A 22,891-nucleotide genomic window follows, 5' to 3' on the forward strand; every position below is an offset into this window, starting at 1 on the left:
TAGATACTTCAAAGAACCCTTATTACATTTCAACTGAAGTTAAAAATTTTAATCACACTACCACAGTCGATGATTATGATAAAAAAGTCAATCTATATACTTAGACATGAGCTGAGCTTGAACAGTTTAGAATAAAAAGCTACGTCAAATACAATATGAAAAAACATTTGGAGGTTGATTAATGGTCTTATTTTCTGTGATCTTCTCGAACAGTACTGCAGATTGCTTGAGTTTTTTATTGCCATTATAACCAACCACCGCTTCTGTTTGGGTCAATGCCGCCCAGATCATAGATTCAGCAACTTTTGCCACTGGGATGCCAAATAGTCCTGGCAGCATCAGTCGCTCTGTCCACCCGGCGTCAGCTCCACGATTGAGAAATCCCGGACGGATGAATGCAATTCTCTCAAAACCAAGGGTCTGGACGTATTTTTCCACCTCCTGCTTAACTCGGTACATATTGACTTGACTATTTGATTCTTTTTCTGTCCCCTCTCCTGTAATGGTGCTGTAAAAATCGACTCCCGCCTGCCAGGCAAACTCTGCAAACCCCGTAGCGATACCAAAATCAACCGCACGGTAGGCATCCTGTTTATCCTTTTTAATTACATCATTAAAGGGCGTACCAATACAACAAAAAGCAGCATTACACCCTGCCGCTATTTTAGGATCGGCGCTGCTAATCTTCATCATATCGGTTATAATGTGCTGAGTTAGTTTTGATGAATTGCGATGCTCCATATTTTCTCTCCGCCCAACAGCCACAACGGACTCCACAAAAGGCGACGCGATCAGCGCATTGACTAGCGCCTTTCCAGTTGCACCAGTGTGTCCACATACCAGTGCACGAATCTTTTCTCCTTCTGTCTTTTCAGATTTTATTGTTCCATTTTCAATCTCGTTTAAACTCATTCTGTTTTTCTCCAATTTTCTAATTATTTTACCGCTTTGTCCACATCAAAACGTGACCGGACAAAGGGGTAATATACTAAAATCATTGATATATCCATATAAATGATTTCTTAAGCGATTCATAATATATCATAAAATTCCACATGAGTCAATATTGTCTCATGTGATTCTTTGTGTTATAATCTTTTTAACGTAGCGATATCATTTGATGTATCGCACCACCACTAAATAATGAAATGGAGAATATGAATATGAAAATTGCAATTTTAGGTACAGGTACTATGGGAACCGGTTTTGCCGAAGGTTTAATAAACGCCGGACATGAAGTTATCGTTTTTAACCGAACCGCTGCCAGAACAGAACCACTGGTGACATTGGGCGCAAAAGCAGTATTAACACCATCTGAAGCCATTGCCCAAAGTGATGCCAGCATCCTGGTTCTGGCAGATGGTAACGCAGTCCGGGAAACACTTTTAAATGAGACTACCCGTAGTGCTCTTGAAGGGAAAAAAATAATCAATGCATCCACCACCGATGCTGATGAGATCCTGGCGATTTCCAATGAAGTGGCCGCTTTGGGAGGCAGTCTTTCCGAAATATCGATTCTAGTCGGTGCTGAACAGCTTCGAGACCAAAAGGGCAACTTTTTGTTGGGTTGTGACCCATCTATGACTAGCTTCTGGAATGAAATTCTGACCAGCATAGGCACCTGTCATGCTGTGGGTGGTGTGGGTGATGCATCCAAAGCTGAAGCGCCGATGCTATTCGGCTCGATGTTTATCAGCATGACTGTAGCCTACTCTGCCGCACTGGCACTGAAATTAAATGTTCCGGAAGAAGTGATTACCCAACAGCTTTCGATGTTTGTTCCACACGTTGAATACATGCTGCCAAATATGATTGCCAGAGATTACAGTCAATGTATGGCCTCAGTTGATAGCTTTAAAGATGTTTCCACCGCCGCCATACGAGCCGCCAAATCAGTTAATCTGCCAACAAAAGCCCTTGATGCGATTCTTGAATTATATGAAGAAGCCGGAAAACGGGGGTTTGGTAGTCAGGATGGAACCGCTGTAATGGAAGTCTTGCTGGATAATCAGAATAACTAAACCGGTATCTTGTCAAATTAAGACTTTCTTGAATCATTTGAGCTGATATGTTATAGTGACAACAGTATACCATCAGAGGAGAAATAAAATGAATCCTGAAACCCATGAAAGTCAGCTTCTAAAACGCCTTGCCGTGGCAATGACCGAAAGTCCCCGCAGTACTATTAAAGAACTTGCCGAAGCAGTCGGCATCAGCAAGGCCACCCTGCACCGCTTCTGTGGTACCCGGGAAAATCTTGAACTGATGCTGATTGAAGCATCCCGGAAATCTCTTGATCATATTATTGACGTAGCCGAAAAGGACTTTGACGATTATCAGGCCGGTCTCCGGGAACTGATCCAGGCCCATTATCAAAACCGGGAATATCATGTTTTTTCCAGCAGCAACCAGGCCTGTATGACCGATGACTATTGGTTCGCTTACCTGAAAGCCATCGATGCTTTTTTTCTGAAAGGTCAAAAAAAAGGTACCTTTCGCCTTGAATTCGGTGTCTCTTTTTTATCTGAATCATTTATTTCCATTCTCTGTGGCATAATCGATGCTGAGCGCCGTGGACGGATTGCATCAATGGGTGCCGAAGTAATGATTGAAAATTTATTTTTAACAGGTGCATTGGAACAATAAAAAATCGGGCATCAAAAAAGCAGTCAGATTGACTGCTTTTTTGCGTGCTAGATTTATCGTTACTAATTATGTAACGCTCCAAATTAATCGAAATCTTTTATGACAGCTAAGATACTTCGTTGCCAGTTTTATTTATAAATCGAAAGAAAACCTGTAACGCCTAAAGAAGCCAGTGTTACCAGGATTATTGTCCAGATAATAATCCCAATACTCATCCAAATAACCAGCGAAATTTTTCGTGCACCCAATGAAATTCCAATAGCAGTCCCAAATAATGCTCCCGTAAGAATGGGCGCTAATAATCCCAATCCAACAACACCATATTTGTTCCAAACATCGTAAATTTTCCCTTTATCTTTATCTTTCCTTTTCTTCTTTTTTAATAGCCACTCACGAAGGCGACTACCAACACTGGCTACCAACACAACCCCAATAATTGCTCCTGTTATTGACGCAATCGCATTCAATACCGGATCTCCGTTATACCAGAAATATCATTGAGGTTTTCTATAAGGGAACCCGGCTTTGCACATCTACACCTTCAAAATACGTGATCTTGATTTTTTTCTTTCTATACCTATTTTTGTTTGAGTTTGTTCATCCAATTGAGTTCTATATATTATTTTTATTTCTTTTTCACTATTTTTAAAAAGGATACTATCATTAACCTTTTCTATAAGAACATTAAACTTTGAGTGTTCACAATTCCATTTGCCAGTTAATGCATCAATATCTAGCCATGAATCTAACCCTCGGATTTCAAATTCAGCTTCTTTTATATTCTGGATTATGTGATCCTCACTCAATTCAATTTCTTTGTTTGATCTAATACACTCTCTTTGCATTCAGTTTTGTCTTACCATCCGTCTCACTCTCTCTTCCAATTACTAATACTTTTATATTATCGTTTTCTATTACCGTCGAAAAAACTGATTTTCTCCCATTATGATGTCCATTAACTTCAAAATTCATTTCATTATTTTCAATAAGCAAATTACCTATAATTTTACTCTCCTCAAAATCCCACATACTATTCATTGAATATTTTTGCAAAGTGTTCCCTCCTGAATATCAGCGATTCTATGCCCTGTTTAATAAGTGATGTTTATTTTGCCTTTATAAGCAAAAATTGAAAATCAGATCTGGAAAAATATTTTGTATTTATATATTATTATACCGTATTCAATTACTTATTTGCCGGTTATCAAGAAAATCTACTCCTATTATAGTTATGAAAGTATTTAACAAGAGACCTCTCTGTATATCTCATTATTTATTTAATTTTTTTGCGGCCTTGTTCATGGGTGCAAGGTCACCCACGGGCTTTATTATAACCATCTACTCAGGAAGGAGGTGAGAATATAACAAAAAAAATACCGATAAAAACTACAAAAAAATGGAATAAGTCTTCCAACGCAGAACACCGTCGCGAAGAAGAAAAAAAGCGCATGCGTGCCGCATTTTCGGGTACAACAGAGGTTGAAGTAATTCCAGCAAAACCAAGAAGTGATAGAGAAACTGGGCAAAAAATCAGAGTTGCAGCTTACTGTCGTGTTAGTACTTATGAAGATTCGCAAGCAGGTAGCTTTGAATTACAGGTTCAGCATTTTCAAGAACTGATTACCAATACGATTGACTACGAGTTCGTTGAGATCTATTCTGACGAAGGTGTTTCAGGCACGTCAATGAAACGGCGTATTGGTTTTCAGCAGATGATCGAGGATTGCCATGCAGGCAAAATCGATCTGATTTTGACCAAAAGTGTTAGCCGTTTTGCAAGAAATACTCGCGACTGCTTGGAGATTGTACGTACACTGAAGGCCTTGAATCCGCCTGTTGGCGTCTATTTTGAAGCTGAAAATTTGAACACGATTGAGAGCAAAAATGAATTTACACTTGGTGTTATGAGCCTTGTCGCACAAGGAGAATCAGAACAAAAAAGTGCTGCAATGATCTGGTCAATTATCGAGCGCTTCAAGAAAGGTATTCCTATCATTTCTACGCATAATCTGCTTGGCTATGATAAAGATATTTTTGGGAAAATGATCATAGCCGAAGATGAAGCAGTTGTCATCCAGTATATTTATTCATGTTATTTAGATGGTTTATCGGCCCGTGAAATCGCTGAATTACTTACAGAACAACACATCCCCACAGCAAAGGGGGGTGAAGTCTGGAGCAGTAGTACCGTCCGCAATATTCTAAAAAACGAAAAATATTGTGGCGACGTTCTGATGCAGAAAACCTATACAGTGGACTGTTTTTCTCACAGAACTGTGAAAAATACCGGACAAAAACCACAGTATCGCCTGCGAAATCACCATCCCGCCATTATTCCACGAAACGAGTGGGATAAAGTACAGCATCTGTTACAGCACACCAGATCAAGATCACAAAAAAAGAAAAAACCGATTGAACAAAAATTCCGGGTTGCCTATATCAAAAGCGGCAAACTAAAAGGTTTTGCGATTATTGATCCACGCTGGAACAGATCTTCTATTGACAAATTTTTTGATGCGATCCAAATCAAACTCACAAACGAAAGGAACGAATAATTATGTTTAACGATTTTTCAAAATTCAAATTTGAGGTAATTGATATTACGATAACTGGTGCTCCTGATATAGTAATCAACATGAATGGCATCACTTTTACGGCTAAGCTGTTAGAAACTCTGGGTAATCCAGACTATGTGCGGCCTTTGATAGACCCTCATAATAAAGCGTTTGCCATTCAGGTTTGCAAGGAAACCGATGCCAAATCGATGCGTCTCAGAAAAAACAATCCTTCGGGCGCATATAGCTCCTCATGTTCAGTCGTTCGTCAAACGTTACGTCGTATGATGAAAAGCACATGGAAAGATTCGATGCGTTATCGCATATCAGGGGTACCATTTCCTGAAGTCAAAGCTGTCGTCTTTGACCTGTCAAAAGCGAGAGAACTGCCACCAGTCCATTCCGGCAAAAAGAAAAAATCAACACTTTAGTAGCTGAATTTCGCTACCACCACTGGCCAGCGTTTTCTAAAACGTTGGCCAAACTTCAATAAATACTGCATATTTCAACTGGTGGTTGACATTCACAATCCGGTCCACATAGCAAATTTCAAGTTGTAAGAAAATTTTACCTCGTTCCGTCATTTGTCTTTTTATCAGAACATATCATAGCAAGTTACCGTGTCACTATCAAACTTATATTTATTTAGTTGAATATGTAACCAATAAATTTATAAAGCTATAAATAATTCTATTAATCTCTGACTCTTTCATTCATTTTTATATCTGTCAAGTTCAAGGAGTATATGATAGATTATCTCCTGCTCTACACGATTTTTAGCTAGAATAAGTTCATAACATTGTGTGAGTATTCCTCTTTGAGAGGGATTTTCTATATCTATTTTTTCAAATAATTCTGAAAGTGAGATTCCTAATGCCCTTGTGATTTTTCCAATGCTTTCGATGGTGGGATTTTTCTCTCCTCTTTCAATTTGACCTATATAAGTCGGATGACAACTCGCTTTTTCAGCAAGCTTTTCCTGACTTAAACCAAGTTGCATTCGATAATTCCGGATTCGTTTTCCAAGTATCTTTACAATATCGTCCATTTAATCACTCCTTTCGGTATAGTCTATAAGTATTTTTTTTAGTTTTCTACATACTATTGATGTTTATTTCGGGACGTGATATACTATGATCATTCTTTTTTGTTTTTTCATACTTAACGTATAAATGTGCCTTTTCAATTAGGCTTTGAATATCCATAATTACTTTGTACTAAGACAGTCAATCAAACTGTAAACAGCGGATTTCAACATAAAATGATTAATGAGATGTCGCTCTGTGTCTCTATAAAGTGATGCATCTAGTTTTTGTGATTAACTGATATCACAAAAGTATATTTCACAAACGATTTTTGAAACAAAAAACCCTCTTGATTAATCATGTAACTCAATTAATCAAGAAGGTTTTATTATGGATCTAATACCGTGTAACAGAAAAGCCAACCAGAAAATAATCAGCCTATTTGTAGATGTTTATCATTTTTTATATAGGCTATCGTGAGGATTAAAATGAATACTAAAGAGCTTCACAAAAGCTTAGATCATCTGTCAGAAGATAAAATCAATGAACTTATATCTCGATATTATAACAACGAAAATGTGAATTCTTTACTCACTGAATTTGACATTGATGTAGGTCCTTCCAATTTATGTAAGTTATTCCCGCTAATTTTACATCCAGATTTTCCATGTCCAAATTGTGGCAATTCACTCTCATCCCAACCACAATCAAAGAGTAAAAGTCGAAGTGTTGACATTAATTTCCTTTTTTGTACGAATTGCGGCCACACTAATAATTCGACTAAAAAATGCCAATGTAATTATTGTTCAAACATTCGAAAAAAAGCGGAAGCACAACGAGAAGAAGTGAGACGATTAAAGGAATGTGAAAGAAAAAGCATTCAAGAAATTATAAAGAGAACTTATGATATCAACAATAATATACCTTATCATTTTGATGATTTAAGTTTTAGGCATAAAGTATATCTTAGCGCGATTTGCAAAGCATTGCTTGTCGAAAATTACTCTCCAGTCGCACAATTGTATCCCATGGAGCTTTTTGATCAAGCAAATCCCATATCCCCAACAGATGAGTATACAAAAAAGATATTTGTAGAACTTTGTCGACTGAATATACTGATACCCAGTCCAATTTCAGACGTGTTGGCTTTTGTCCAGGAGGATGAAAGCGGCAATTTTGATTATCCGAATAATTTTCCAAATATAATTTTTATTTCTAAAGTATGGTTTGTTATTAATATAACCTGTAATGAAGGATTTGATGCACTCATTCAAAAATTGTTACTTGGTGATTACTATAATCCTGAGGTGGATGCGGAAGAAGCACTTAAACTATGGCAAAGTATAGCCAAACAAGAATGTATCAATTATTTTGAATATCAATTGAATTCTGTTCAGTTCAATACAAATTTTGGAAAGAAAACAAATATTATCATTGAAAAGCTACTTGAAAATTTTTCTGTTTCCCAAATTTATGCACTGATTTGGAAAGAAGTTGCTAGCGCTTCTAAAGCTTTTCTTGAACATCAATACTCAAGAACATTTGCTAAAAATATCGCGATCAGCGGCGTTGAGCGCTATGGAGAACGTGCACTTGAAAATGGGTGGGATATTATAAAGTACTCTCGGAATAAAAGTGTTCCTCAAAGCATTTTAAGTGAAATTTTTTTTAATAACGTTCTCTCTTTGAAGGTTGATGGATTTAATCAAGTACCCAGTCTTGAGTTACTGTAATTACGTACTTATCTAGTAAATAACCCAATAAAAATGCGCACCTTTGACAAAACTAGTTCAAAAGGTATACCTTGGCAAGAACGGGAGCGTTTCAAGTTTTGTGTATTTGCGAAAATTGATGTAGAATTAGGTTGCGAGTTTCGGCCAGTTATTTCGCCAGGAATCGGGAATTTTAGGATATTTTTTGCCCCATTTTTTCTCAAATGTGCCAAGTTCGCTCAAAGCAGCATCTTCAGTTGGCAATGTTCATATATTTCCTCACACAGCGGCTCTTTCTTTGTTGGATAGATCCTCTTTGACGGGCAAAAACGTCTGCAGAGTCCACAAGCCGTACACTTTTCATCATTAAAATGAAAAACCGCCGGGGTATGACTTATCTTTTAGGCTGAATCCGTTAGACTTGCCACAATTTTTTCAAGACTGCCATAGCGCTGCACATATTCTTCACCTCCCCGAAGTTCTGGATATGCGACCTCAATGCCATTGGTAATCAAAAAGCTACGCACCGCCATTTCCTCACCAAATTCCCGGGCCTCTCGCAGATCCGTTTCATCGGGATGACCATCGGTATAATAGGGACCTTCCACAGTGGGATTGACCTTTCCACCAAACCAGTCTTCCCACCCCAGTACCATTAAGCCTTTTTCTTCTAGCAACGGAATCAGCCAAGCAAAAAATCCCCCGGTGAGGCTTGCATGGGTACAGAAAAAAAAATTGTTTTCCAGATGCATCCTTCAGCTCTCCCAGTAGCCGGCCAATGATTCCCAGCTCTTTCATGCACCATACCGGACAACCGATGCCAATCACATCGTAGGCGTTCAATACCGATGGCTCATCCAGATTGATCACTGGGAGCAGATCCACGGTCTCACAATTTTGGCTGAACCCTTTAAAAATGGCCTGAGCAATCCGTTTGGTGTTGCCCGTCTGCGAATAATATACAATTGCTGTTTTCATCTTTCCTCCTTCTCACAAAAATCCACAAATTCGATTTTACCATTCTCTGCCCAGCTGATACAGCTTCCGATAAATATCACCGCCAGCCGCTACAATATCTTCCACCGTAGCCCAGCGAAAATCCTGATACACTTTTTTCTCCAGCACCATTTTTTTCATCTGCAGTCGAATAATTAAACACCGGAATAACACCAATTCCTTAACTTTCCAATACCCGAACCAGTTACTTCCGCTACTTCAATTTTTTTCTAGCTCCAATTATCATGATGGGTTAAATCCTCACTACCATTTCAAATCGATCTAAACGTCCATACCACTTGTCATTGGCTTCGAATGTCTAAAAATACACCTTCATTGTCGGAATGAAAGATATCATCCAATCCCAACTCAACGAATTCAGCATTCGCTTTACCTTCTCTTTTATCCACTGACTCAAAATGTTTCCATAACTCACCAGTCTTGTTCATGCCCATACTGCCTTCTATTCAACTTTTTTACATAATCTTATGCTGACAATAAATATCACAATCAGATAAATCATTAATACCGCCGCATGCAGCATCATACTTTCAGGTGTTTCCCCGGTTGTCCGCAGTGCGATATTGGTATGTGTCAGCGGCAATAGATAAATAAACCATCGGAGGAGTTCCGGCATTTTGTCAATCGGGAAGAAGGTTCCACACAAGAATGACATTGGAGTAATCACGAAACTCATAAATTTTGACATGTCAGCATGGGAATTAATCAGTAATCCAATTAAAAATCCAAGCGCCGAAAAGACAAAACAGTTCAACAATGCAATAAAAATAAAATAAGGCGTAATAATCAAATCCGATGTAAAAATTGATACGATTACGGTAATTAATATACCGGAGTAAATCCCATAACAGGCACCGGCAATTATTTTCCCCAGTGCATAAACGGTCATATTGATGGGTGAGATCACGTAATATTCAAATGTCTTATAAAAAATACGCGAGATGTTAATTGAATTGGCGGTATTGTTAAAGCTTGTCATCATCGTGTTCATGGCAATGATCCCGGGAATAATGTAGGCCATATATGAAACCCCATTAATCTCCATGCCGCTTCCAAGTCCCCAACCAAACGCCACCAGATATAAGATGGGCGAGACTAAAAAGCCAATCGATGTTGCCCAGAATTTTCGTTTAAAAACAATAAATTCCTGCCATAGAATACCATATAATCCACTCATTATGCTTCCTCCACCCTTCTGTTCGTAAACTTCAGAAATACGTCTTCCAGATTCGACGGGCGGATGCGCACATCCCCTTCCAGTCCACCGGCATAAACATTGGCTTCTTCCCGTGATCTGAAAAACTCTTCCTGGGTTTCTCCATCTTTAAAATATTCGACTGTCACCTTGCCGACTTCTTCAATCAGGTTCCAGGGGGTATCCAATTTCAACAGTTTTCCTTTATTGATCAACCCAACCCGATCACATAAAACCTCTGCTTCTTCAATATAATGGGTTGTCAGCAGGACCGTTAAACCATTCGACTTCAATCGTTTTAAAAGATCCCACATCTTTCGTCTGGCCGATGCATCCAGCCCGACGGTTGGCTCATCCAGCAGCAAAATCTCCGGTTCATGAAGCAGGGCTCTGGCAATCATCAATTTGCGCTTCATTCCCCCTGAATATGTTTTAACCAGATCATCTTTCCGATCCGTCAAACCGGTAAATTCAAAAAGTTCCTCAATTTTCTTGCGTCGCTTTTCCTTACAGATGCGATACAATATGCCATGAACTTCCAGATTTTCCCAGGCCGACGTCTCATTTTCCAGATTATTCTGCTGTGGAACAACCCCAATTTTAGCTTTGATGACTGTTAAATTCCGATCAATACTTTCCCCGTCAATCACGATTTCTCCCGACGTTTTTGGCGTAATGGTACTGATCATGCGAACTGTTGTGGTTTTTCCAGCACCATTTGGCCCCAGCAAACCAAAAAACTCACCGTCCTTAATGTTTAAATCAAGATGATCCACCGCGGTTACAGTTTTGTATTCTTTTGATAAATTTTTTATTTCCAGCATTTTTTCCCTTCCTCCTCAAGCACATCAGGCCGAAACACAATTTCTATTTCGGCCACCTTTTGTTTTGAACTTTATTCGTATTGTTGAATCGCCCCCCCTTTTCCTATTCACTGAATCCTTCAATGTCACCCTCAATATTCATGTACATTCCGCGAAGCTTTTCAAGGCTTTCTTCTTTCGCCTTCCACATTCCCCGTTGCGCGGCTTCCAGCAGACGCTCGGTCATATTTTGAATGGCCCAGGGATTTACGTCCTTGATCCATTCCCGTCGTTCATAGTTAAAGAGGAAATTTTCACTGATTTTTTCATACATCCAGTCTTCAACAATATCTGAGGTCGCATCCCAGCCGAAAACAAAATCAACCATCCCGGAGATCTCCTGGGCGCCTTTGTACCCATGTTCTTTCAAACCATCAAACCATTTGGGGTTCAAAATCCGGGCACGCATAATTTTTGCCGTCTGCTCTTTGACGTTATTTAAACCCACGCGGGACGGATCACTGGTGTCTCCACAATAAGAATGTGGCTTTTCACCCGATTCTGTTCGTACAGCAGCAATCAATCCCCCATGATAATTATAGAAATCATCACTTTCCAGCATATCAATTTCCATTGATGATTCATTTTTAACCGTAATCTGCACCTTGGATAAACGTCTGGCAAAAACTTCAGTCACCCGTTTTCCATGCACATTTTTGCCATAAGCATGACCGCCCCAGAAGGTATAAATGTTACCCAGATCGGTATAGCTTTCCCAGTTTTTACAGTTAATCAGCTGGGTGACACCGGCACCATAGGTACCTGGCGGATCGCTGAAAATTCGCATTCCCGCCTCTTCCTGAGCACCTTCAAGACTGGCACCATTTTTAATCAGTTCCCGCACTTCATTTTGGAAATTCCGTTTTATAATATTTTCCTCATCCGATTCATCCAGACACGCAACCATATTGACCGCCTCTTCCACCGATTCAATCAGATTCGGAAAGGTATCACGGAACAAACCGGAAATCCGCAACGTTACATCAACCCGTGGCCGACCCAATTCTTCCAGCGGAATAACTTCCAGTCCGATCACCTTGTCCGAATTTTCCAGCCATTTTGGTTTGACGCCCAATAGGTAATAGATCTCGGCAATATCATCGCCGGATGTTTTCATGGTTTCGCCGGCATAAACTACAATGACCATCGTTTCCGGAAATTTGTTTTCATCCTTAACATAGCGGTCAATCATTTTCTGTCCCAGTTGCTTCCCAACTTCCCAGGCAGCCCGGGTCGGTACCGCGGAGGGATCAATGGCATAAAAATTCCGACCCGTTGGCAAGATGCTGACCCGTCCCCTTGTCGGTGCGCCTGAACCCCCAGGCGGTACGAATTTTCCATCCACTCCATTCACCAGATATTTCATCTCATCAGTCGTTGCCTCGAGTTTTGGCACAACCGTATTTTTGATGAATTGGAACACCGTTACCAGATCGTCCAAATCAAACGACTCTGCTGTTTCAAAATAGTTGCTCGATTTTTCTAAAACAAACGTCGGTTCCTGCTGATTACTGAAATAATCCGTCACCAGTTTCCGACTGATCGCTTCAATTTCATTGAATTTCATCAAATTGGTGATTCCCTGCTGATCAACTGCCTGCGGTTCGTTTTTAAGGACCTCATAATCATAGCCTTTCGCCCGACAGGTAGCCTGGGTCAATGAAGGAACCTTCCCATTGGACAAACGCAACAACGCACAAACCAACTGGTGTCGTTTTTCGTCAATCGGTGCCTTACCAAACATATGCAGACCATCTTTAATCAAGGTATTCTTGATTTCTTCAACCCAGGTATGCAGCTTTTCAACAAATCCCGAAAAATCGGTTTGCATTGCTGCAACAGTTAAATTCAGATCCTTCAGGTATTCACCTTCAATAACAATTTTCTCAATATTTTCCTGAACAAAACGCATCTTGCCGGCATCGGTACTTCTCGCCCGATAATACTGCTTAATCAGGTCATCCAACTCTTCCATTTCATCATAAGTTCCACTTAAGGTTAATGATGGAATTAAATGATCGAGGATCACTGCGCAGGAGCGCCTTTTCGCCTGAATCCCTTCACCCTCAACCGTAATGTTGTAGGGATAAAGATGAGGAATATTAGAAATGGCAATATCCGGATAACAGGCAGCTGACAGGCCGATTTCTTTTCCCGGAAGCCATTCCAGCGTGCCGTGAGTGCCTACATGTACAATCACATCAGCCTGAAATCCATACTTGATCCATTTATAAAAGGCAATATACTGATGAGGTGGCACAATATCGGTGCTGTGATAGACCTCGTCCGCTTTATCTTCATAACCTCTCGCCGGTTGCAGTCCAATGAAAATATTACCGTTAAGAATACCCGGTACTGGCATTCTGCCCTGATGAACCATATTTTCTCCCGGCGGTTCACCCCAGTCACGAATCATTTCCTGACGGCTTTTTTCATCCAGCGGCTCAAACCATTGGTTATAGTCATTCTTTTCGATGATCGCAATACTTCGCCCAATCGCCTGTTCTGCCGATAACCACCGGGTATCATTGTTGACCCCATTAATAATATTCCGGATGATTTCATCCCCGTTTTCAAAATCATAGGCGGTTGTAATCCCATTTTCTTTGAGTGCCTTAACCATATCAAAAACGCTTTGCGGCGTATCCAGTCCAAAGGCACAACCAATCATATCATTTCGCGGTGGCATATTATGAAAAAGGATGGCAACTTTTTTATCCTTATTATCCTTGTGTGACAACTTCGCCCAGTTAATGGCCAGTTCACATAGATTTGCAACCCGATCCGGAATCGGTTGATTGATTGTTTTTTCACCAATCTTATCCCGGATGATCGTGGAGTAGGCAAAGGTGAAACTGATGATCTGTCCATCAAACTCCGGATAATAGACGCTTCCGGGAAAGGACATATTATCAATCCCGCGAAGATTCTCCTGCCAGTCTTCATAGCTCTGATAGGTGCTGAGTCCTTTAATCACCGGAACATCGATGGTTTCGTAAATGCTTTTTTCAACAGTCTGCGAGCCGTCTCCCGGATCCGAGAGAATACTCTGAGAATGACTCATGGTATTGATGATGACATCCACGTTCCGATTGCCATCCGTTGTAAATACATGATCCACAACCCAGTGAAAGCCCCGGCATCCGATGGTCGGATCCGGTGCTGATGCCGAATAGACAGCCAGTGGATATGCCCCCTGCTTTTCAATTTCCACAATCAATGCCGCGATGTGTTCCAGATTATTTTCCTGCATTAACCGGCTATAAAGCAGAATGCCGATCACCGGTTTACTGCTCTTTGCGGCATCCTGCAGCGCTTCCTCAATGCTTAGTTCTTTACCGGGATAATAAATGCCCTCCCACTCGGCATGGGCGGGCTCCAGATATTCTAGTTTCAAGTATCCATAATAGGCCCCCAGGTATTTCAGCAGATTGATCGCATTATCTACGCGATAATCCATGACATAGCGCTGGATCGCTTCATATTCCATCTGTGAGATGCCGGATTTTTTTAATGCCAGCCGATTTTCCTCATCATAACCTGACCAGACGAAAAAGCTTTTTTTATTTTCAAATGTTTCCATAATTAAAGGATATGACTTAAACTGAATGAGACCGCCGTGCATAAAGATAAAAATGAAATCAGCCTTTCCCAGCGTTTCCATCGCCAGAAGCTGTTCATCAGATGATCGATCCATGCTACTGCTGTCCAGAAAATCAACTGAAATATCAGCTGTTTCTTTTTTTAATTGCAGTGCCGCATCCTTCATATGATAGGAGTGGTCCATCGGTGAATAGATAAAAATAATTCGATACATTATTGCTTCTCCTGCTCCATTTATTATACCAATCCCCATTCAATCTCGTTTGGGAATCCTGCTTTTTAAATTTTACTCAAATTTTCTGATTTGTAACAGCTCACTCTCTTTTTCTCAAATGATCATTCAAACCTTCAAGATCCCCTTCATTTATTTGGATTGGTTCATATTATTTTTTTACACATCCCGTGATTTTCATTGATCGGTACAAAACCATGTGCCTTGACGATCTTCTAGCATCAAAGAATGCCGCGCGCAATCTCAAACGCCGTTTTTTTGAGTACACAATCCAAAGAAAAGCTGTCCGGTTCACTGGCATTGATAATCAACCGTGACGGACAGCCCCCGGGACAAACCGCATGGTAAGTGCAGGTCTGACAGTATGCCGGCTCAGATTTCCCAATGGCAATGCTTTTCAACGATTGACTGCTGACATTTCCCATGTAATAATCCGGATGTTCAATCAGTGATCCGCAGGGATAGACATCCCCGTTTGGCAGCACAACATAGGATTGCCCACAGGAAGCGTAACAATAATTCTTACTGCATGTCGCTGTCGCAAGTCGCTGTTTGGCTTCCTGAATCTCCCGGATGACGATTTTTTTATCGGTAAGTTCATATAATTCCCGGGACGCCTCAGCCATTCCGGTAAGTGCGGTTCGCAACTGTTCCGGTGTCGCTTTCTTAATCGTGTCTGCATGATCTCTGGCACGACCGGTCTCCCGGAGCAGATCCAGTCCGATCCCGGCCACATTACCCAGATAGAAGGCAAAATTAACCAGCTTCGGAAGTTGTGAAACGTTGTGACTGGTTACCACGCTGTTTAAATTAATTTTGATGCCTTCATCAGCTAAACATTGAATCCCGGCGATGACTTCCCTGGTTTTTCCCCGGGAAAATTCATTCACATCCGGGGGGCCATCCAGGCTGACCCCTAAAGCGATTTTCATTTTTTTCAAGCCGGCGGCAATTTCTGGGGTAATGCAGGTGCCATTGGTCTGCATTTGAAAGGAGACATCATAGCCCTTTGTCTGAACATAATCAACAATCTGACAGACCAGTTTATAATTGAGCAAGGGTTCTCCCCCGGCAAACTGAACTTTCATAACACAATCTGAAAACAGATCCAGAGTCTGAGCAGCTGTCTCAAAATCCATATCCTCTTTGATATGGGTTGAACCGGCATAACAGTATTTACAGGCTAGATTACACCGACCCGTGGTCCACAAGACAATCAATACACGCTGTTTTAACATACTTTTGCTTCCTAACTGACCAATTCATTGACAATTTCTTCAATGCTGCCGATCCCAAACTGGGAATCATCAAAGGGTCGTTTGCGCATCCGATGCGGCAGGACAAAACCAGCGGCTTCTTTCACATCGTCTTTTGTAACTTCATTTCGACCCCGATAGGCGGCAATCGTCATGGCGGTTTTCATCATCACAATGTCGGCGCGATGACCATCCACCCCCAGAGACGTTGATATTTTTGCGATGGTTTCCAGGAGTTGATCGTCAAAGGTGACGGTGGGAAGAAAATCGATGGCTTTTTGTATCGTATCCGATAATTCAACCTGCTGCTGATTGAATTCCTGATGAAAAGCCTCTGATGCTTTTTCAAAATCCAGGCGCCGTTTAATAACGTCCACCCGCTGACTGATGTCACTCTCGCCAAAAACATCCACCACCAGTCCAAAACGATCCAGCAATTGTGGCCGCAAATCCCCTTCCTCGGGATTCATGGTGCCAACCAGGGTAAATTTAGCCGGATGGGTAAAGGAAATCCCTTCCCGTTCAATGGTATTCACGCCCATGGCGGCCGAATCCAGCAGAATATCGACCACGTGATCATCCAACAGGTTAACTTCATCCACATAGAGAATGTTGCGGTTGGCCTGGGCCAGAATCCCGGGTTCAAAGCGTTTTTCACCTTTTTTGATGGCATGCTCAATATCCAGGGTTCCCACCACCCGATCTTCGGTCGCACTCACCGGCAGGTCAATGACCTTCATTTTCGACTGTACAGTACTTAATTTGGCCCCTTTTATTTTTTCCAGGCAATCGGAACAGGCCTGATCGGCATTTGTGGGATCGCATGAAAACCTGCAGGTTTCAATTTGATCACGTTCCGGCAGCAAATCAGCCAAAGCCCGAACGGCGGTTGATTTCGCTGTTCCTTTTTCGCCGCGAATTAAAACCCCGCCCAGCGAGGGATTAATCACATTCAGTATCAGCGCCAGCTTCATTTTTTCCTGGCCAACGATGGCTGTAAATGGGTATATTTTTAGATTCTTTTTCATTATTTTTTCCTTTTCTTATTCTGATATTTATTCGATCAACCTTATAGGGACAGTCCCACCGCCGTTACCAGACTCATGGCCTGAAGTTCCTCAATCTGATAGCGGTCGGCGTCCATCTGTACGGCCAGTTTTTCGGCCAGATTGAGTTTAATAAAACTCTGATCTGTGTCAATCACAATGGCTTTGATTTTTTCTGCCCGAATTTTTTGCGCAGACTTCATGGCCTCCTCGAAGGGATCCATTCCCCTTTCGCTGTAGGTTGCCCGGCCATCTGATATTAGAACGATCACCGGCAGCATGTCTTTGTCTTTAATTTTTCCGGCTTTCACCACCTCATAAGCCATGTTCAAACCTGCTGCCAGAGGGGTTCTGCCCCCGGTGGGCATTGCCGTCAGTTTTTTTTCTGCCAGTTCCACGCTTCGGGTCACCCCCAGAACCATTTCAGAGGAGTGGTTTTTAAATGCAATCATCCCAACCTTATCCCGTTTCTGGTAGGCATCATTGAGCATGGCAATAATGGCACCTTTAACCACCTTCATCCGTTTGTTGGCACCCATGGAGCCGCTGGCATCCACCACAAAGATAATGGTATTTCCGGTCCGTTTCTCCCGGATTTTGACCCGGATATCGGATTTTTCAACGGCAATGGCCATCCCATTCTTTTCCCGGGTTTTCTGATAGGGTGCGGCGATGCGCAGGGTGGCGTCCAATGCGATATCCCGGACCTTCCCATTGACCGGACAGCGATTTCGCACATATCGCCCCTGAAGGGACGAGGTCACCATCAAGCTCCGTTTTCCGCTGCCTTTGGTAATGGTTCCTTTTTCACGTTCCGAAATCCACCGGGCAATTTGAAAAATCTGCTCCGGTGCATCCAGTGTTTCCGAATCACCCTGAAAAAAATCATCGTCACCATCAGTTTGATCATCATTAGGAGTTTCCGGTCTTTCAGCATCCGATTCCTGGTTTTCCTGAGGTTCATCACCTTGATCCTCCGACGGCTCAGAATGATTGTTCGGTGATTCCTGTCGGTTTTGCTGTTCTTCCGGTTCCTGACCGGATTCATTTGGCTCCCCTTGTTCCAGCTCTTCCTGTTGTTCTTCCGGTTCCGGTGGTGGCGGCGAAGACATTGGTTCGTTGTCATTTTCACGGACCCGGTGAGGCAGGGCAAATTTCGCTGCCTCTTTGATATCGGAAATATTCAGAACTTTTCGTGAATCCATGGCGGCAATAGCCTTTGCTGTTTCAATGATCACCAGCTCCCCCCGGTGACCGGCGCAATTGGCCTCATTCACGATCGTGGCAGCCAGCTGCATGGCATTCTCGGAAACGACAATCTTTCTCAAATCCTCTCTGGCTCGTTCGATCCGATTGCCCAGCACCACACTTTCATCCCGCCATTTTTCTTCAAATGCAACAGGATTCCGCTCATATTCAATCCGTCTGCGGATGATTTCAGAACGAACCCGGGTGTCCGTCTCCCCCGTCACTTCGACATACAGGCCGAACCGATCCAGAAACTGAGGGCGTAAGCCTCCTTCTTCCGGATTCATGCTCCCCACCAGTACAAAATTTGAGGCATGCCGGTATGACATGCCTTCCCTTTCAACAATATTAACGCCGGAAGACGCCACTTCCAGCAGGGATTTAGCAATGTGGTCGCTTAAGAGATTCACCTCATCCACATATAAGAGATTATTATCGGCTTTTTTCAGAATACCGGCTTCAAATCGTCTTTCGCCACTTTTAATGGCATGTTCAAAATCAATATTGCCAAGCAGACGGTCTTCCGTTGTGTTCAGTGGCAGCTCGACCAATTCGGTGCCGGCAGTCAGATTACAGACACCTCTGGCCAGGGAAGATTTCGCGGTTCCTTTTTCACCACTGATCAGAACACCTCCGATTTTCGGGTTAATCACATTCCATATTAGCGCATTCTTAATTTCCTCTTGACCAACAACGGCCACAAACGGAAAAACTGTATTATTCATAAATATCGACTCCTCTTAACCAATTGACTCAAGATTTCCTTCCATTTCCAGATATATTTTCTTGAGCTTTTCAACACTTTCTTCAGACGCATGCCACATCCCCCGTTGATTGGCTTCCAGCAATCGTTCCGCCACATTCTGGAGCGCCCAGGGGTTGACTTCGCGCATCCAATCAGCAGTTTCCTGATCAAAAGCGTAACGGTTGGCGATGGCCTCATACATCCAGTCATCAATGACGTTGGTGGTGGCATCCCAGCCAAAAGTAATATCCATCATGGCGGAAATCTGTTTGGCCCCCCGGTAACCATGGTTTTTTAAACCCTCGATCCATTTGGGATTATTAACCCGGGTTCGCATCACCCGGGAGGCTTCTTCATGGAGGCTCAGGGTTTCGATATGATCGGTGTCCGAGGTGCTGGGCACATAGGCCGGTTTCTGGGAGCCGCTGTGGGTGGTGATGGCGGCCACCATGCCGCCAAAATAATTATAAAAGTCATCGCTGTCGAGCATGTCAAATTCCCGGGTGGATTCATTCTTGACGGCCACATTGATCTTGCTGAAACGCCGGGTGAAGACCTCGGGCATTTTTTCACCATGGACATCCTTGCCATAGACATGGCAGCCCCAGGTGGTATAGACAGTGCCCAGATCGGTGACATCATTCCACTTCTGACTTTCCACGACATTTTTAGTGCCGGCCCCATAGGCTCCCGGCGGATCGCCGAAAACCCGCAATAAGGACTGACGCTCGGCCTGTTCCAGCGCGATCCCCTGTGCCACCAGTTCCGCCACTTCTGCCCTGACATGTTTCCTGATATAGTTCATCTCATCGGGCTCATCCAAGGCGGCAACCAGATTCACCGCATCTTCCACCCGTTCGATCAGATTGGGAAAAGCATCCCGAAATAAACCGGTAATCCGCAGCGTTACATCAATTCTCGGTCGTCCCAATTCTTCCATAGGGATGGCTTCAACCCCAATGACCCGATCAGTGTTCCCCAGCCAGACTGGCCGGGTTCCGAGCAGATAAAAGGTCTCGGAAATGTCATCCCCATAGGTTCGCATCGATTCGGTGGCATAAACCAGCATCGAGACACTTTCCGGATATTTCCCTTCATCCTTTTGATACCGCTGTATCAGCTGATCTCCCAATATCTGCCCGATTTCCCAGGACGGCCGGGACGGCATGGCACCGGGATCGACGGAATAGAAGTTTCTACCGGTAGGCAGAATCCCGGCGTTTCCCCGGGTCGGTGCCCCGGATGGACCCGGGGGAATAAATTTTCCGTGAATGCCATCGATAAAATGATCCATTTCATCGGTAATTTGCATCACCCGTGGCTTCACAAAGGTGCAGACATAATCCAATGTCTCTTTCAATCGTTTTGTCGGGTTACTGTCGTTAATTTTAAATGTGTCGATAATAGCTGCAACGGCTTTGGGATCGTAGTCCAGTTTTTCCAGTTCCAGAAAAATATCACGACCAATTTCATCCGCTTCAGTCAGCAAAATCCCATAGGATTTTCCATCACCGGTGGCTTTGTCCGGTTCTGCCAGTAAGGCTTCATGATCCAGTCCCAGCAAATCACAAACTCCATCCCGCAATGAAGGAATATTGCCGTTTCGGTTTCTGACCAGCATTTTCAGCATATTTCTGAATTTATCTTCTTGGGGAACCCTCCCGAAAATATGAAAGCCGTCATAGATATCACAAGCCTGAACGTTGGTGACCCATGAGTGAAATTCATGGATACAGCTATCAATATCCGTTTCCATTTGTTCAATGGTGATACCAATATCATCATGGAGGTTCATCTTAATGGCCAGTTCCTTGATTTCCTGCTGAATAATTGGCAGCTTTTTCGGATCAGCACTTTGAATGTGATAATACTGTTTCATCAGCTCATCCATCTCGGCCAGTTCATCGTAAACCCCGGCTTCAAACATCGAGGGCACCATATAATCCAGAAGGGTGGCATAGGTTCGTCGTTTGGCCTGGGTGCCTTCACCGGGAGCATTAATAATATAGGAGTAGAGATGTGGGATGGTGCCAATGCAGATATCACTGTAACAATTTTTAGACAGCCCCACTTCTTTCCCCGGCAGCCATTCAATGGTACCATGGGTGCCCACATGAATAATCACATCGGCCTCAAAAATCTTTTCGACCCAATTATAAAATCCGATGTACTGATGGGGACAGGGGATGTCAGTGCTGTGATACATCTCTTCCGCCTTGTCTTCAAAGGCCCGGGGCGGCTGCAGGCCAATAAAAACATTGCCATTGAGAATACCGGGCACCAGCAACTGATTGTTGACCGCCATAAAATCACCCACCGGTTCATCCCAGTATTTCACCAGATTTTCTTGAATCCGGGGAATAAACTGATCAAACCACTGCTGATACTGTGCTTTTTTAACCGTGTCGATACTTTTTTCAAGCATCGTTTCGGGTGAGGACCACCGGCCATCGTTGGTCAGCCCTTCGGTGATGCGTACGATGATCTCCTGTCCATCGACAAAATGATAGGCGGTCTGAATCCCGCAGACCTCCAGAGCATTCATCATCTCAAAAACCGAGACCGGGGTATCCAGTCCGGCGGCGCCGCCGATATTATCATTTCGCGGCGGATTATTGTGCAGAATGATAGCCACTTTTTTATCGGCATTGGCTTTATGACGGAGTCTCGCCCAATTATGTGCCAGCGTGACGATCCGGCTGACCCGCTCGGCAATGGGTTGGGAAACCCGTTTCGAACCAAGCGGTGTCTCCTCGTTTTCGGTAGTGGCAAAAGGATAGGCGATCACCTGTCCGTCAAATTCCGGCTGAAAAACGCAAAAACTCAAGGATAAGGTATCCAAGCCCCGGACCGATTCATCCCAGTCAGCAAAAGACTGCAGCGTCGTCATGGATTGTAAAACCGGCACCTTGAACAGTTCAAAGATGCTGGTTTCCTTTGGTTTTGAGCCATCACCAGGGTCCGACAGAATCGTCAGACTGAACGCCGTAGTATTGATGATGGCTTCGACAATCACCTGCCCATCCTTAATCATGCAGCGTTCCAGGACATTGCGAATCCCTTCGCAGCCAAGATCCATGTCCGGCTGCATGTCTGAATAGACGCACAGAGGATTGGCCCCCTGGTGTCTGATTTCCCGAATCAGGGCGTCAATGTGCACCAGATTGTTTTTCTGCATCAGCATCACATTGATGATAATCCCGATGGTGTGTTTCCCATTGGTTCGCAAGGCTTCCAGATAGGCGCTCTCATCGGTTGTATCCTGATCAGGATCATAGATGCCGCTCCACTGTGGCAGCACCGGTCCCGCAATTGGGTACCTGGTGCCACAGAATTGATTGGCAATCCATTTGATCAGATTCTCAAAATTATCGACACTGGTGGATTTGAAATATTTGTAAATGGTTCTGAAATCTTCCGGCATGATTCGACAATCCGGAAAGACTTCGCCGACCTCCTCTTCAATGGTAGTATTGATAAAAAAAGGTTTTTTCTGTTTAAAAGTTTCAAAATACGGATAAAAGGGTTTGAAAAATGACAGCGACCCATGGATATTAATAAAGATGAAATCCGCCTTTTCGGTGGCTGTCACACAAGTCTCATAAACCGCTTTTTCCTCAAGCGCCGCGGTATTAAACAGCTCCAGACAAAACTTTCCGGGATACTGTTTTTCAAGGTTGACCAGAGCCTCCTTAAAGGTTAAGAAAGGCTCCATTGGGGTCATAATAACAACAAGCTTCAACACTTA

General features: G+C 42.9%; 21 protein-coding genes and 1 pseudogene. 5 read left to right on the plus strand and 17 right to left on the minus strand.

Annotated elements, in window-relative coordinates; translation table 11 throughout:
• Positions 1 to 144 precede the first annotated feature (144 nt).
• Positions 145 to 912: an NAD(P)H-binding protein gene (locus Q7P33_RS06450; protein WP_303868583.1), complete on the minus strand. Its 768-nt coding sequence runs from the start codon at positions 910 to 912 to the stop codon at positions 145 to 147.
• A gap of 251 nt (positions 913 to 1,163) precedes the next feature.
• Here Q7P33_RS06450 and Q7P33_RS06455 point away from each other — a divergent pair, with 251 nt between their 5' ends.
• Positions 1,164 to 2,021, plus strand: coding sequence for an NAD(P)-dependent oxidoreductase (locus tag Q7P33_RS06455; RefSeq protein ID WP_303868585.1), 858 nt, complete (start codon positions 1,164 to 1,166; stop codon positions 2,019 to 2,021).
• An 88-nt stretch (positions 2,022 to 2,109) separates the two neighbouring features.
• Positions 2,110 to 2,646 carry a transcriptional regulator NfxB gene (locus Q7P33_RS06460; protein WP_303868586.1) on the plus strand — a complete coding sequence of 179 codons (537 nt, stop codon included), beginning with the start codon at positions 2,110 to 2,112 and terminating at the stop codon, positions 2,644 to 2,646.
• A 128-nt stretch (positions 2,647 to 2,774) separates the two neighbouring features.
• Here the strand turns inward: Q7P33_RS06460 and Q7P33_RS06465 are convergent, their stop codons facing one another.
• The 3 genes from Q7P33_RS06465 to Q7P33_RS06475 form a co-directional block, all read right to left on the minus strand.
• A complete protein-coding gene (locus tag Q7P33_RS06465; protein ID WP_303868588.1) occupies positions 2,775 to 3,113 on the minus strand; it encodes a small multi-drug export protein in 339 nt (112 codons plus the stop codon).
• Positions 3,114 to 3,179: 66 nt separating this feature from the next.
• Positions 3,180 to 3,491 carry a hypothetical protein gene (locus Q7P33_RS06470; RefSeq protein ID WP_303868590.1) on the minus strand — a complete coding sequence of 104 codons (312 nt, stop codon included), beginning with the start codon at positions 3,489 to 3,491 and terminating at the stop codon, positions 3,180 to 3,182.
• On the minus strand, positions 3,472 to 3,699 hold the full coding sequence (locus tag Q7P33_RS06475) for a hypothetical protein (protein ID WP_303868592.1): 228 nt from the start codon (positions 3,697 to 3,699) through the stop codon (positions 3,472 to 3,474). Before Q7P33_RS06475 ends, Q7P33_RS06470 begins: the two co-directional genes overlap by 20 nt.
• Positions 3,700 to 4,094: 395 nt before the next feature.
• Here Q7P33_RS06475 and Q7P33_RS06480 point away from each other — a divergent pair, with 395 nt between their 5' ends.
• A complete protein-coding gene (locus Q7P33_RS06480; RefSeq protein ID WP_303868594.1) occupies positions 4,095 to 5,201 on the plus strand; it encodes a recombinase family protein in 1,107 nt (368 codons plus the stop codon).
• Between the two features lie 2 nt (positions 5,202 to 5,203).
• Positions 5,204 to 5,632 (plus strand): hypothetical protein, encoded by a 429-nt coding sequence (locus Q7P33_RS06485; RefSeq protein WP_303868595.1) that lies wholly within the window; start codon positions 5,204 to 5,206, stop codon positions 5,630 to 5,632.
• A 278-nt stretch (positions 5,633 to 5,910) separates the two neighbouring features.
• Here the strand turns inward: Q7P33_RS06485 and Q7P33_RS06490 are convergent, their stop codons facing one another.
• A complete protein-coding gene (locus Q7P33_RS06490) occupies positions 5,911 to 6,249 on the minus strand; it encodes a helix-turn-helix domain-containing protein (RefSeq protein WP_303868597.1) in 339 nt (112 codons plus the stop codon).
• Positions 6,250 to 6,714: 465 nt separating this feature from the next.
• Between Q7P33_RS06490 and Q7P33_RS06495 the strand changes: the two genes are divergently transcribed.
• Positions 6,715 to 7,959, plus strand: a complete 1,245-nt coding sequence (locus tag Q7P33_RS06495) for a hypothetical protein (protein WP_303868598.1) — start codon at positions 6,715 to 6,717, stop codon at positions 7,957 to 7,959.
• Between the two features lie 218 nt (positions 7,960 to 8,177).
• On the opposite strand, the gene Q7P33_RS18030 is transcribed toward Q7P33_RS06495, so the two are convergent.
• The 12 genes and pseudogenes from Q7P33_RS18030 to cobN (Q7P33_RS06545) all read right to left on the minus strand — a co-directional run bounded on the left by Q7P33_RS18030 (position 8,178) and on the right by cobN (Q7P33_RS06545) (position 22,888).
• A complete protein-coding gene (locus Q7P33_RS18030) occupies positions 8,178 to 8,336 on the minus strand; it encodes a 4Fe-4S binding protein (RefSeq protein ID WP_369693289.1) in 159 nt (52 codons plus the stop codon).
• Positions 8,337 to 8,339: 3 nt separating this feature from the next.
• Entirely contained in the window at positions 8,340 to 8,690 is a 351-nt protein-coding gene (locus Q7P33_RS06500) for a hypothetical protein (RefSeq protein WP_303868600.1), read from the minus strand.
• Between the two features lie 61 nt (positions 8,691 to 8,751).
• A pseudogene (locus Q7P33_RS18035) lies at positions 8,752 to 8,916 on the minus strand (flavodoxin family protein); the annotation flags it as partial.
• Positions 8,917 to 8,952: 36 nt separating this feature from the next.
• Complete coding sequence (locus tag Q7P33_RS06505; RefSeq protein ID WP_303868601.1) at positions 8,953 to 9,075, minus strand: hypothetical protein; 123 nt, start codon at positions 9,073 to 9,075, stop codon at positions 8,953 to 8,955.
• Positions 9,076 to 9,236: 161 nt separating this feature from the next.
• Positions 9,237 to 9,389, minus strand: a complete 153-nt coding sequence (locus Q7P33_RS06510) for a hypothetical protein (protein WP_303868603.1) — start codon at positions 9,387 to 9,389, stop codon at positions 9,237 to 9,239.
• An 8-nt stretch (positions 9,390 to 9,397) separates the two neighbouring features.
• On the minus strand, positions 9,398 to 10,132 hold the full coding sequence (locus tag Q7P33_RS06515; protein ID WP_303868605.1) for an ABC transporter permease: 735 nt from the start codon (positions 10,130 to 10,132) through the stop codon (positions 9,398 to 9,400).
• Positions 10,132 to 10,974 carry an ABC transporter ATP-binding protein gene (locus tag Q7P33_RS06520; RefSeq protein WP_303868607.1) on the minus strand — a complete coding sequence of 281 codons (843 nt, stop codon included), beginning with the start codon at positions 10,972 to 10,974 and terminating at the stop codon, positions 10,132 to 10,134. The genes Q7P33_RS06515 and Q7P33_RS06520 overlap by 1 nt, the downstream gene beginning before the upstream one ends.
• Before the next feature lie 103 nt (positions 10,975 to 11,077).
• Positions 11,078 to 14,830 (minus strand): cobaltochelatase subunit CobN, encoded by a 3,753-nt coding sequence (gene cobN / locus Q7P33_RS06525; RefSeq protein ID WP_303868609.1) that lies wholly within the window; start codon positions 14,828 to 14,830, stop codon positions 11,078 to 11,080.
• Positions 14,831 to 15,069: 239 nt separating this feature from the next.
• Positions 15,070 to 16,086 carry a radical SAM protein gene (locus Q7P33_RS06530; RefSeq protein ID WP_303868610.1) on the minus strand — a complete coding sequence of 339 codons (1,017 nt, stop codon included), beginning with the start codon at positions 16,084 to 16,086 and terminating at the stop codon, positions 15,070 to 15,072.
• An 11-nt stretch (positions 16,087 to 16,097) separates the two neighbouring features.
• Positions 16,098 to 17,132, minus strand: a complete 1,035-nt coding sequence (locus tag Q7P33_RS06535) for an ATP-binding protein (protein WP_303868612.1) — start codon at positions 17,130 to 17,132, stop codon at positions 16,098 to 16,100.
• A gap of 41 nt (positions 17,133 to 17,173) precedes the next feature.
• Positions 17,174 to 19,123 carry a VWA domain-containing protein gene (locus Q7P33_RS06540; protein ID WP_303868614.1) on the minus strand — a complete coding sequence of 650 codons (1,950 nt, stop codon included), beginning with the start codon at positions 19,121 to 19,123 and terminating at the stop codon, positions 17,174 to 17,176.
• A 15-nt stretch (positions 19,124 to 19,138) separates the two neighbouring features.
• Complete coding sequence (gene cobN / locus Q7P33_RS06545; protein WP_303868615.1) at positions 19,139 to 22,888, minus strand: cobaltochelatase subunit CobN; 3,750 nt, start codon at positions 22,886 to 22,888, stop codon at positions 19,139 to 19,141.
• Positions 22,889 to 22,891 lie beyond the last annotated feature (3 nt).

Origin of the sequence: Acetobacterium wieringae (genome assembly GCF_026646375.1) — a bacterium.
Lineage (GTDB): Bacteria > Bacillota > Clostridia > Eubacteriales > Eubacteriaceae > Acetobacterium > Acetobacterium wieringae_A.

Excerpts from the sequence above, each read along its gene's own strand:
- Q7P33_RS06535 (WP_303868612.1), bottom strand. The coding sequence starts at position 17,132 with ATGAAAAAGAATCTAAAAATATACCCATTTACAGCCATCGTTGGCCAG.
- Q7P33_RS06470 (WP_303868590.1), bottom strand. The coding sequence starts at position 3,491 with ATGCAAAGAGAGTGTATTAGATCAAACAAAGAAATTGAATTGAGTGAG.
- cobN (WP_303868609.1), bottom strand. The coding sequence starts at position 14,830 with ATGTATCGAATTATTTTTATCTATTCACCGATGGACCACTCCTATCAT.
- Q7P33_RS06480 (WP_303868594.1), top strand. The coding sequence starts at position 4,095 with ATGCGTGCCGCATTTTCGGGTACAACAGAGGTTGAAGTAATTCCAGCA.
- Q7P33_RS06520 (WP_303868607.1), bottom strand. The coding sequence starts at position 10,974 with ATGCTGGAAATAAAAAATTTATCAAAAGAATACAAAACTGTAACCGCG.
- Q7P33_RS06505 (WP_303868601.1), bottom strand. The coding sequence starts at position 9,075 with ATGAAAAAAATGGTGCTGGAGAAAAAAGTGTATCAGGATTTTCGCTGG.
- Q7P33_RS06495 (WP_303868598.1), top strand. The coding sequence starts at position 6,715 with ATGAATACTAAAGAGCTTCACAAAAGCTTAGATCATCTGTCAGAAGAT.
- Q7P33_RS06500 (WP_303868600.1), bottom strand. The coding sequence starts at position 8,690 with ATGCATCTGGAAAACAATTTTTTTTTCTGTACCCATGCAAGCCTCACC.
- Q7P33_RS06485 (WP_303868595.1), top strand. The coding sequence starts at position 5,204 with ATGTTTAACGATTTTTCAAAATTCAAATTTGAGGTAATTGATATTACG.
- Q7P33_RS06510 (WP_303868603.1), bottom strand. The coding sequence starts at position 9,389 with ATGGGCATGAACAAGACTGGTGAGTTATGGAAACATTTTGAGTCAGTG.
- Q7P33_RS06455 (WP_303868585.1), top strand. The coding sequence starts at position 1,164 with ATGAAAATTGCAATTTTAGGTACAGGTACTATGGGAACCGGTTTTGCC.
- Q7P33_RS06490 (WP_303868597.1), bottom strand. The coding sequence starts at position 6,249 with ATGGACGATATTGTAAAGATACTTGGAAAACGAATCCGGAATTATCGA.
- Q7P33_RS06515 (WP_303868605.1), bottom strand. The coding sequence starts at position 10,132 with ATGAGTGGATTATATGGTATTCTATGGCAGGAATTTATTGTTTTTAAA.
- Q7P33_RS06460 (WP_303868586.1), top strand. The coding sequence starts at position 2,110 with ATGAATCCTGAAACCCATGAAAGTCAGCTTCTAAAACGCCTTGCCGTG.
- Q7P33_RS06530 (WP_303868610.1), bottom strand. The coding sequence starts at position 16,086 with ATGTTAAAACAGCGTGTATTGATTGTCTTGTGGACCACGGGTCGGTGT.
- Q7P33_RS06450 (WP_303868583.1), bottom strand. The coding sequence starts at position 912 with ATGAGTTTAAACGAGATTGAAAATGGAACAATAAAATCTGAAAAGACA.
- Q7P33_RS06540 (WP_303868614.1), bottom strand. The coding sequence starts at position 19,123 with ATGAATAATACAGTTTTTCCGTTTGTGGCCGTTGTTGGTCAAGAGGAA.